Origin of the sequence: Salidesulfovibrio brasiliensis JCM 12178 (genome assembly GCF_001311825.1) — a bacterium.
Taxonomy (GTDB): domain Bacteria; phylum Desulfobacterota; class Desulfovibrionia; order Desulfovibrionales; family Desulfovibrionaceae; genus Pseudodesulfovibrio; species Pseudodesulfovibrio brasiliensis.
Genome location: NZ_BBCB01000110.1, coordinates 1 through 7,972, shown reverse-complemented (window position 1 = coordinate 7,972; position 7,972 = coordinate 1). Strand labels below are relative to the sequence as shown.

The window sequence follows — 7,972 nt, the reverse complement described above, 5'->3', positions numbered from 1 at the left end:
CCGCCGGTCTGGCGGAAGCCGCCGCGGAAGTCGCCGCCTGCGCCGCCGAAGATGGTTTCAAAGAAGTCGCTGAAACCACCTGCGTCAAAGCCGCCTGCGCCGCCTCCGCCAAAGTGCATGTTCTCGTAACCCGGCGGCGGCTGGAAGTTCTGTCCGTGCTCCCAGTTGGAGCCGAACTGGTCGTAGAGCTTGCGCTTTTCGGGATCTTTCAGGACTTCATAGGCTTCGCCTATCTCCTTGAACTTGTCTTCCGCGCTCTTGTCGTTCGGGTTCAGGTCGGGATGGTACTTGCGTGCGAGCTTCTTGTACGCCTTGCCGATTTCTTCCTTGCTGGCGCTGCGCGATACGCCGAGAATCTTGTAGTAGTCTTTGTATTCGACGCTCATGGTACGTCGTTCTCCTTGGAGCGATGGATTTTCTCGATTGACACGTATGGTAATGCCCGTACGCCCCAAGTCAAGGTGATGCATCAAAAAATACTCCTGTTTTCCACAGGAGGGTGATGGTTTTTCAACAGGTGGTGGGGTGCTCGCGGACGAGTCGTGCCGTTGCTATGCGACCTGAAGGTGGGGCAGCCCGTTGGCACAGGCCAGTCTGGACGGGCGGAAGAGGCCGTTTCTGAGCGCGGCGACAAAGTCTTCGCGACTGTGGACTTTCGTCAGCATTTTGCTCGGCAGGCGGCCGAGCTCCTCAAGGGTATGCGCATCCGATCCGGCGCTCATGGCGAGGCTGTGCTTTTCGGCCAGTGACAGCGCCCGGGCGTTTTCGCTGCGGGTGTTGCGACCGTTGGCAACCTCCACGATTCGGCAGCCCTCCGGGCCGTAGGCAGCAAGGTCGGCTGGCCGCGTGAGCCGGTAGGGATGCGCCCCGATCATGGCCCCGCCCGCACGGTAGACGTGCGCCGCGAGTTCGAAGGCGTTCATGCCCGGTCGGATGGATTCGAACGGTCCGAAGATGAGGTAGTCGCCCTCGGGGGTGGAGTACTCCATGCCCACGATGACAACGAGGCCGTCGTTCTGCACGCCTTCCTTCACCTCGGAAAGCACTTCCATGGTGTCATGGTCGGTCAGGCAGACGCCGTCCAGCCCAAGCCCTTTTGCCCGGGTGAGGATTGTCGTCAGCTCAAGGGAAGAGCAGGGCGAGATATCGGTGTGGACGTGCAGGTCGAAAAGCATGGTATATTAGTTATACCAGACAGGACCGATTGCAAATACCAATAGTCTATCGTCTTGCGTCATTTTGATAGCATACGTATATACTGGGATGATGAACACAACGGCCATGTGCGCGGAGGAATGGAGTCCATGCCGAAAAAATGCATACTGATCCTTCTGGACGGTCTCGGAGACCGCAGTTACGCCCGGTTCGGCAACAGGACCCCGCTTCAGGCGGCGGATACACCGAATCTGGACCGGCTTGCAGCTCTTGGCTGCAACGGGCTGTATCATGCGGGAAAGCTCGGCCAGCCGTTGCCGAGCGAACTGGCCCATTTCGCCATGTTCGGCTACGGGCAGGAGGAGTTTCCCGGGCGAGGAGCGCTTGAAGCCCTCGGCGCAGACATTCCCCTTGCTCCTGAGGATGTGGCCGTGCTCGCCCATTTCGTGCACCTCAGGAACGACGAAGGCAGGCTCCGCCTCGGGTACGACCGCATGTGCGGCGACGACTCCGAGATTTCGAGTTTCGTCAGGTCCGTGGGTGAATACGAAGCCGACGGCATCTCCATTCGCTTCCATCCGACCAAGCGTATGTTCGGGGTCATCACCATGCACGGCGATGTGGCCCCGTGTTTTACGGACTCCAATCCCATGGTGGACGGACGCCTGCTCTCCGACGTGGTGCCGTTCGATTCCCACAAGAATGATGCTCGCTGTGTTCGCGCTGCGGCTGCGTTGAAGAAATATCTTGCCTGGGCCCACCGGAAGCTGGAAAAGGCACAGGTGAACAAGGCCAGGCAGGAGCAGTCGCTTCCTTCGGTCAACGGCCTCGTCACCCAGCGGGCCGGACAGCTCAAACCGGTGCAGCCCTTCAGGGAGCGATACGGCATGAAAGGCATGAGCATTGCCAGCGGCGTGATGTACCGGGGGCTTGCGCTCTATCTGGGCATGGAGTTCGAACGTGCCGTGGATTCCGGCGACCATGCCTTCGACATTTCTACCCGGATCCGAAAGGCGCTGGGCGCGGTGGAAGAGCACGGTTTCGTCCATGTTCACACCAAGGCTCCGGATCAGGCGGCGCATACAAAAAGTCCGGACGCCAAGCGCAAGGCCATCGAGGCGCTGGATACCGGCATCGGCATGGTCATAGAGGACCTGCTTGCGGACCCCGACCTCTACGTCGTCATCACCGCCGACCATTCCACGCCAAGTTCCGGCGAGCTGATTCATTCGGGCGAGCCGGTGCCCATGGTCTTTACCGGAAGAGGCGTGCGAAAGGACAATGTGCACTACTTTGACGAGGTAGCCGCCGCCACGGGGTGCCTCGGCCATCCTCGCGGAGACGAGTTCATGCATCTGGTGCTGAATCACCTTGATCTCGGTCGGCTTCGCGGCATCCGCGACTCGGCTGCAAACCAGCACTTCTGGCCCGGCGACTACGAGCCGTTCACGCTGGACGAGGCATAGCAATGCATGAATACGGTGTCATTCACGGCCGTTTTCAGGTGCTTCATAACGATCACCTTAAGTATCTGCTTGCCGGAAAGGAATGCTGTCGCCATCTGGTGGTGGGCATCACCAACCCCGATCCCGGCTTGACACGTGACGAGACCGTCGATCCTGAACGGTCTGCTGCGGGAAACAATCCGCTGACGTATTGGGAGCGACATATAATGGTCCGCGAGGGGCTTGTGGGTGCAGGCGTTTCGCTCTCGGAGTTCTCGGTGGTCCCCCTGCCTATCAATGTCCCCGAACTGTATCAATATTATGTGCCGATGGACGCGGTTTTCTTTCTGACCGTCTATGATGACTGGGGACGGGCCAAGCTTGCGCGATTCCAGTCTCTCGGTCTTGAAACCTGTGTGCTCTGGGAAAGGCGGCCAGAAGAAAAGGGCATCAGCGGAATCGAGGTCCGTGAACGCATCCGCAACAACGAAGACCTTGCGTCTCTGGTCCCCCCCAGCACCCTGCGCCTGATCGAAGCGTGGAATCTGCAGAACCGCCTTACCAAGTAACCTGTGCCTTCATCACACGCTCACTCTTCATTTTCTCACTGTCCAAAAGATCAACAGCCTTTCCACGTTCCAGCCAAGCCGACGACCAACCTTTCGTTGCCGGAAGGCGTTCTTAGTGGTCTGGCAAGCCAAAGGGGTTGCGAGAGGCTGAAAGGCTTCCCGAAATAACTATCCGGCGTGCAACAAACTGTTCTGGAAGAGGTGTTGAATCCGATAGGCGAGGTTTGTTCCGCGCTTGCCGGAGGTGACGTTGTTCAGGCCGAGCTTGAGGGCTTTGTCGGAGCCGATCATCAGGGCGAGTTTTCTGGCGCGGGTCAGGCCGGTGTAGAGGAGGTTGCGCTGCAGCATGATGTAGTGCTGGGTGACGACGGGCATGACCACGGCAGGATATTCGCTTCCCTGTGATTTGTGGACGCTGACCGCGTAGGCGAGGGTGAGGTCGTCGAGGTCGGAGGCTTCGAGGTGCACGGTGTTGCCGTCGTCGAACTCCACGAGCAGCTCGTTGTCTGCGGGTTCGAGATCCGCGACCCAGCCGAGATCGCCGTTGAAGACGTCCTTATCGTAGTTGTTTCGCAGTTGCAGGACGCGGTCGCCCTTGCGATATGCGGTGTTGCCGCGTTTGACTTCCCGACCCCGGAAGGGGTTGAGGCGCTCCTGAAGGGCGAGGTTGAGGGCCTGAGTACCAACGTCGCCCTTGTGCATGGGGGTGAGCACCTGCACATCGCGCAGGGGGTCCATGCCGTAGACTTCTGGGATGCGTTCGCACACGCTGTCGAGGATGAGCTTCTGGACTTTGGCGGGGTCGTCCTGCGGAATCCAGTAGTAGTCGGCCTCGGGAGCGGGCAGGGGGTGCTGCCGGGGCATCTGGCCGCTGTTGATGCGGTGTGCGTTGACGACGATGTAGCTCTCCTGCGCCTGCCGGAAGATGTGTGAGAGCCGGGCGCTGGGGATTCGCTGCGAGGTGAGCATGTCGGCGAGCACGTTGCCGGGGCCGACGCTCGGGAGCTGGTTGACGTCACCGACGAAGACGAGGCGGCAGGTATGCGGCAGGGCGCGCAGGACCGCCACGCAGAGCTGGGCGTCGATCATGCTGGCCTCGTCCACCACGAGTACGTCGGCCTTGAGCTTCTGGTCCTGATCGTAGTGAAAGCCGCCGTCGGGCTGGTACTGGAGCAGCCGGTGCAGGGTCTGGGCAGACATGCCGGTGGCTTCGGAGAGCCGCTTGGCCGCGCGTCCGGTGGGCGCGGCGAGCTTGATCTTGAGCCCGAGCTCCTTGAGGGTGAGCACGATGGCTTTGGTGATGGTGGTCTTTCCTGTACCGGGCCCGCCGGTGATGATGAAGACCTTGTTACCACATGCCTCGAACACGGCCTCGCGCTGCTCTTCGGAGAGGGTGAAGCCGAGGGTCTTTTCCACTTCGGGCAGGGCTTTGGCGATCTTGTCGCTGCTGACCGGGGTGGGGTGGCTCACGAGCTGGTAGAACCTTTGCGCGGCCTCGTTTTCATAGTGGTAGAAATGCATCAGGTAGACGGCCTGATCGACTTCCTGTTCCGGGAGGTCTTCGATGCGCACGCGTTTCTTTTCTTCAAGCGAGTAAAGAGCGGTTTCGATGAGATCATACGGGACGCCTTCAAGCATCTTCACTGCTTCGTCGAGCAGGGCGTCCTTGGCGACGAAGAGGTGCCCGCCCCGTTCGCAGCGAGAAAAGAGGGTGTAGACCAGAGCAGCTTCAAGGCGCTGGGGTGCTTCAGGCGGGAAGCCGAGCTTGAGGGCCATCTGGTCGGCGGTGCGGAAGCCGACGCCGCGAATCTCGTAGGCGAGGTCGTAGGGATTGTCGCGGAGTTTCTTCTCGGCCTGCGCGCCGTAAAGGTGAAATATCTTGCCCGCCCATGTGGTAGGTACGCCGTGGGATTGGAGAAAGACCAGCAGGTTCTTGATGGTCCGCTGCTTGGACCACGATTCGATGATGCTTTCGAGTTTGCGCTTGGAGATGCCTTTGACTTCAAGGAGCTTCTCGGGGTCGTCGTCGAGGATGTCGAGGATGCCCATGCCGAAGGTGTCCACGAGGGTTTGGGCGGTCTTTTCGCCCACGCCTTTGATGGATGTCTGCAGGAAGCGCATGACGCCCTGCTCGGTGGCGGGGCGCGTCTGCTCAAAGGTCTGCACCTCGAACTGCGGGCCGAACTTGGGGTGCACGACCCATTTGCCCTGAAGGTCGAGGACTTCTCCGGGGGAGATTTCGCCGAGGATTCCGGTGATGGTAGTCTGTCCGGGTTCGTTTTTGGCGGAAACGCGGGCGATGACGTAGCCGTTTTCGGCGTTGTGAAAAACGATGGTGCGGACTTCGGCGGCTGCGAGGGTTTTGATTTTGCTCATGAAGTGGGGGGCTCCGGCGTCTCGGGAAACGGGCTCTTCGTCGGCTGCGTGCGATGCACCCTGACAGTTGAAAAGTTGTATGCGTCTTGGCCCAATAAGTCCATCCGCATTATTATCTGCATACCCCATACCCCGCCCGCCATTTCCGGAGAAAACGCAGTGTCACGAAGTGCACTGCGTTTTCTCCGGAAATGGTGGGCAACCCAAGGATTCCAAAGGGGATTATCCCCTTTGGTCCCCCTGAAGGGGCCCGCGGAGCGCCGCCGGAGGCAAAAAAAGCCGGACATCCCTGCCCGGCCTTTAATGGACTCTTTGACACCCCTACGCGACGTTCGTTTCGCTGTAGGCGCGTTCGAGGGCCTTGTAGTTCTTGGGTCCGAGCTTGCCGCCGAAGCGGTTGTTGATCGGCTCTTCCATGTCGCTGACACCGATGATGCCGGAGGCTTTGAGCAGCGCGCCGAGCATGGTGGTGTTGGTGATGGGAACGCCAAGTTCTTCCATGGCCACTTTGTTGGCGTCGACGGTTGCCACTTTGGGGAATCCGTACTTCTGCTTAAGCTCTTCGGGCGTGAGCGCGGAGTTGACCACGACGACGCCGTCTTCGGACAGTCCTTCGGCAACGTTGACGATATCGAGAAGCGTGGGGTCGAGTACCAGAACGATATTCGGGGAGTAGATTTTCTCCCTGAGCCTGATTTTCTGGTCATCCACGCGGACAAAGGCCATGACGGGCGCGCCTCTGCGTTCCGGGCCGAAGCTCGGGAACGCCTGAGCGAATTTGCCTTCGGCGATTGCGGCCTTTGCGAGCAGTTCTGCGGACGTAACGCCACCTTGTCCACCTCTGCCATGCAGCCTGATCTCGATCATGTTTCCCCCGGGTAAGTAAGTTGGTCCGGCGTGGTGCAATCCCTCTCAAGGCCGCGCCGGAGCGTTGGTTCAGGCTTAGACGTCCTGCCGGTGCAGGAGCGACTGCCTGAGGGTCTCCTTATCCATATACTTCACTTCGCCGCCGATGGGAATCCCCTGCGCGAGGCGGGTGACGCTCACGTTGGGGAATTCCTTGGCGACCATGTTCTTGACGTGTGACGCGGTGGTTTCCGCGTCCATGGTCGCGCCGAGGGCGAGAATGAGTTCGGTGATTTCGCCGTTTGCGAGGTGCTTTCGCAGGCGGTCGAATTCGAGGTGGCCGGGTTCGACGCCGTCGAGCGGGGAGATAAGGCCCCCGAGCACGAGGTAGCGGCCCTTGAACATGCCCATGTCTTCGAGCGTGAGCAGGGCGTCCCATTCGCTGACGAGGCACAGGCGGGTGCGGTCGCGCGAGGGGTCGGCGCAGATGGCGCAAGGGCTTGCTTCGGCAAGGCTGGCGCAGTCCTCGCACATGCAGAGGCTCTCGCGCAACTCGATGATGCTGCCGCCCACGTTGCGGGCTTTTTCGGGCGGCATCTTGAGCAGCGTGAGGGCGATGCGCAGGGCGGACTTTGGGCCGATGCCGGGCAGGCTCGACAGTTGGTCTACCGCCTCCTGAAGCGGTGCCGGGAGTCGACTCACAGTGGTACTCCTAGAAGAGGCCACCGGGCAGCTTCATGCCGCCGGTGATGGAGGACATTTCCTTTTCCATGATCTCACCTGCGGTGTTGAGGGCGTCGTTGACGGCGGTGAGCACGAGGTCCTGAATCATTTCCACGTCGCCGGACTCGATGACGCTGGGCTCGATCTCCACGGACACGATCTCCTTGCCGCAGGTGGCCTTGACCTTGACCATGCCGCCACCAGCGGAGGACTCGACCTCGCGGGTCTTCATCTCTTCCTGAATGGCGGTCATCTTCTTCTGCATGAGCTGGGCCTGACGCATCATTTCGTTCATACCACGCATTATTATCTCCTTGGGTGTCGTCTTCTGGTTATTGTTCGCTCCGGGGCGTCACGGATTCGATGATGGCCGAGAAACGGTCCAGCACCTTCCGCACGGCCGGATTGGCTTCGGCTTCGCCCTGGAGCTGCTTGTAGCTTTTTCTTTCGGGACGGTCCTCCTCTTCAATGCGGATTTCCGTATCCTCGCCGAAATATCGTTTGGCAAAGCCGGTCAGGCTGGCCAGTGTCGCCGGTTCCTGAAGGGTGCGGCACAGGAAACGGCTGGCGCAGGTGATGGTCAGGGAGTGGCCGATGATGGTGCCCTTGGCCTGACGAATCTGCGTGGGCTTCCCTTCCACTTCCGCGGTGGCCACATACTCGACGAACCCATCCCATGAGCGCGGGCCGACAGGGTCGGGCAGGTCGCCGGAGCGATGCATGGGCGCCACTGCCGGTTGCGTCGGTTCAGGCTCGTTGACCGGGCTCGGGGTCAGGATCGGGCTGGCCCCTCGTGGCTCATCCTCCTGTCCGCCGGGTGCGGATTCGCGTTGCCGTCCGCCCTGCTGTTGCGGCGCG

Annotated in this window: 8 protein-coding genes and 1 pseudogene; 2 read left to right on the top strand and 7 right to left on the bottom strand. The window is 60.5% G+C overall.

Translation table 11 applies throughout. From position 1 onward, the window contains the following. Window positions 1–386, bottom strand: a 386-nt coding sequence (locus tag JCM12178_RS16050) for a DnaJ domain-containing protein (RefSeq protein ID WP_157054967.1), incomplete at its 3' end; no start/stop codon positions are given. Window positions 387–551: 165 nt separating this feature from the next. After that, window positions 552–1,175: a PHP domain-containing protein gene (locus JCM12178_RS16045; RefSeq protein WP_054652866.1), complete on the bottom strand. Its 624-nt coding sequence runs from the start codon at window positions 1,173–1,175 to the stop codon at window positions 552–554. A 129-nt stretch (window positions 1,176–1,304) separates the two neighbouring features. On the opposite strand from JCM12178_RS16045, the gene JCM12178_RS16040 reads away from it, so the two are divergent. After that, a complete protein-coding gene (locus JCM12178_RS16040) occupies window positions 1,305–2,621 on the top strand; it encodes a BPG-independent phosphoglycerate mutase family protein (protein ID WP_054652868.1) in 1,317 nt (438 codons plus the stop codon). Between the two features lie 2 nt (window positions 2,622–2,623). After that, window positions 2,624–3,169, top strand: a complete 546-nt coding sequence (locus tag JCM12178_RS16035) for a nucleotidyl transferase family protein (RefSeq protein ID WP_054652864.1) — start codon at window positions 2,624–2,626, stop codon at window positions 3,167–3,169. Between the two features lie 168 nt (window positions 3,170–3,337). On the opposite strand, the gene recD2 is transcribed toward JCM12178_RS16035, so the two are convergent. The 5 genes and pseudogenes from recD2 to JCM12178_RS18805 all read right to left on the bottom strand — a co-directional run. Continuing rightward, window positions 3,338–5,545, bottom strand: coding sequence for an SF1B family DNA helicase RecD2 (gene recD2, locus JCM12178_RS16030; RefSeq protein WP_054652862.1), 2,208 nt, complete (start codon window positions 5,543–5,545; stop codon window positions 3,338–3,340). A 321-nt stretch (window positions 5,546–5,866) separates the two neighbouring features. Beyond that, window positions 5,867–6,412: a pyruvate ferredoxin oxidoreductase subunit gamma gene (locus tag JCM12178_RS16025; RefSeq protein ID WP_054652860.1), complete on the bottom strand. Its 546-nt coding sequence runs from the start codon at window positions 6,410–6,412 to the stop codon at window positions 5,867–5,869. Window positions 6,413–6,487: 75 nt separating this feature from the next. After that, complete coding sequence (gene recR / locus JCM12178_RS16020) at window positions 6,488–7,093, bottom strand: recombination mediator RecR (RefSeq protein ID WP_054652858.1); 606 nt, start codon at window positions 7,091–7,093, stop codon at window positions 6,488–6,490. A 10-nt stretch (window positions 7,094–7,103) separates the two neighbouring features. Then, entirely contained in the window at window positions 7,104–7,418 is a 315-nt protein-coding gene (locus tag JCM12178_RS16015) for a YbaB/EbfC family nucleoid-associated protein (RefSeq protein ID WP_054652856.1), read from the bottom strand. 28 nt (window positions 7,419–7,446) lie between these two features. Next, window positions 7,447–7,972: pseudogene (locus JCM12178_RS18805) on the bottom strand (DNA polymerase III subunit gamma/tau); the annotation flags it as partial.

Excerpts from the sequence above, each read along its gene's own strand:
- JCM12178_RS16015 (WP_054652856.1), bottom strand. The coding sequence starts at position 7,418 with ATGCGTGGTATGAACGAAATGATGCGTCAGGCCCAGCTCATGCAGAAG.
- JCM12178_RS16025 (WP_054652860.1), bottom strand. The coding sequence starts at position 6,412 with ATGATCGAGATCAGGCTGCATGGCAGAGGTGGACAAGGTGGCGTTACG.
- JCM12178_RS16045 (WP_054652866.1), bottom strand. The coding sequence starts at position 1,175 with ATGCTTTTCGACCTGCACGTCCACACCGATATCTCGCCCTGCTCTTCC.
- recD2 (WP_054652862.1), bottom strand. The coding sequence starts at position 5,545 with ATGAGCAAAATCAAAACCCTCGCAGCCGCCGAAGTCCGCACCATCGTT.
- JCM12178_RS16035 (WP_054652864.1), top strand. The coding sequence starts at position 2,624 with ATGCATGAATACGGTGTCATTCACGGCCGTTTTCAGGTGCTTCATAAC.
- JCM12178_RS16040 (WP_054652868.1), top strand. The coding sequence starts at position 1,305 with ATGCCGAAAAAATGCATACTGATCCTTCTGGACGGTCTCGGAGACCGC.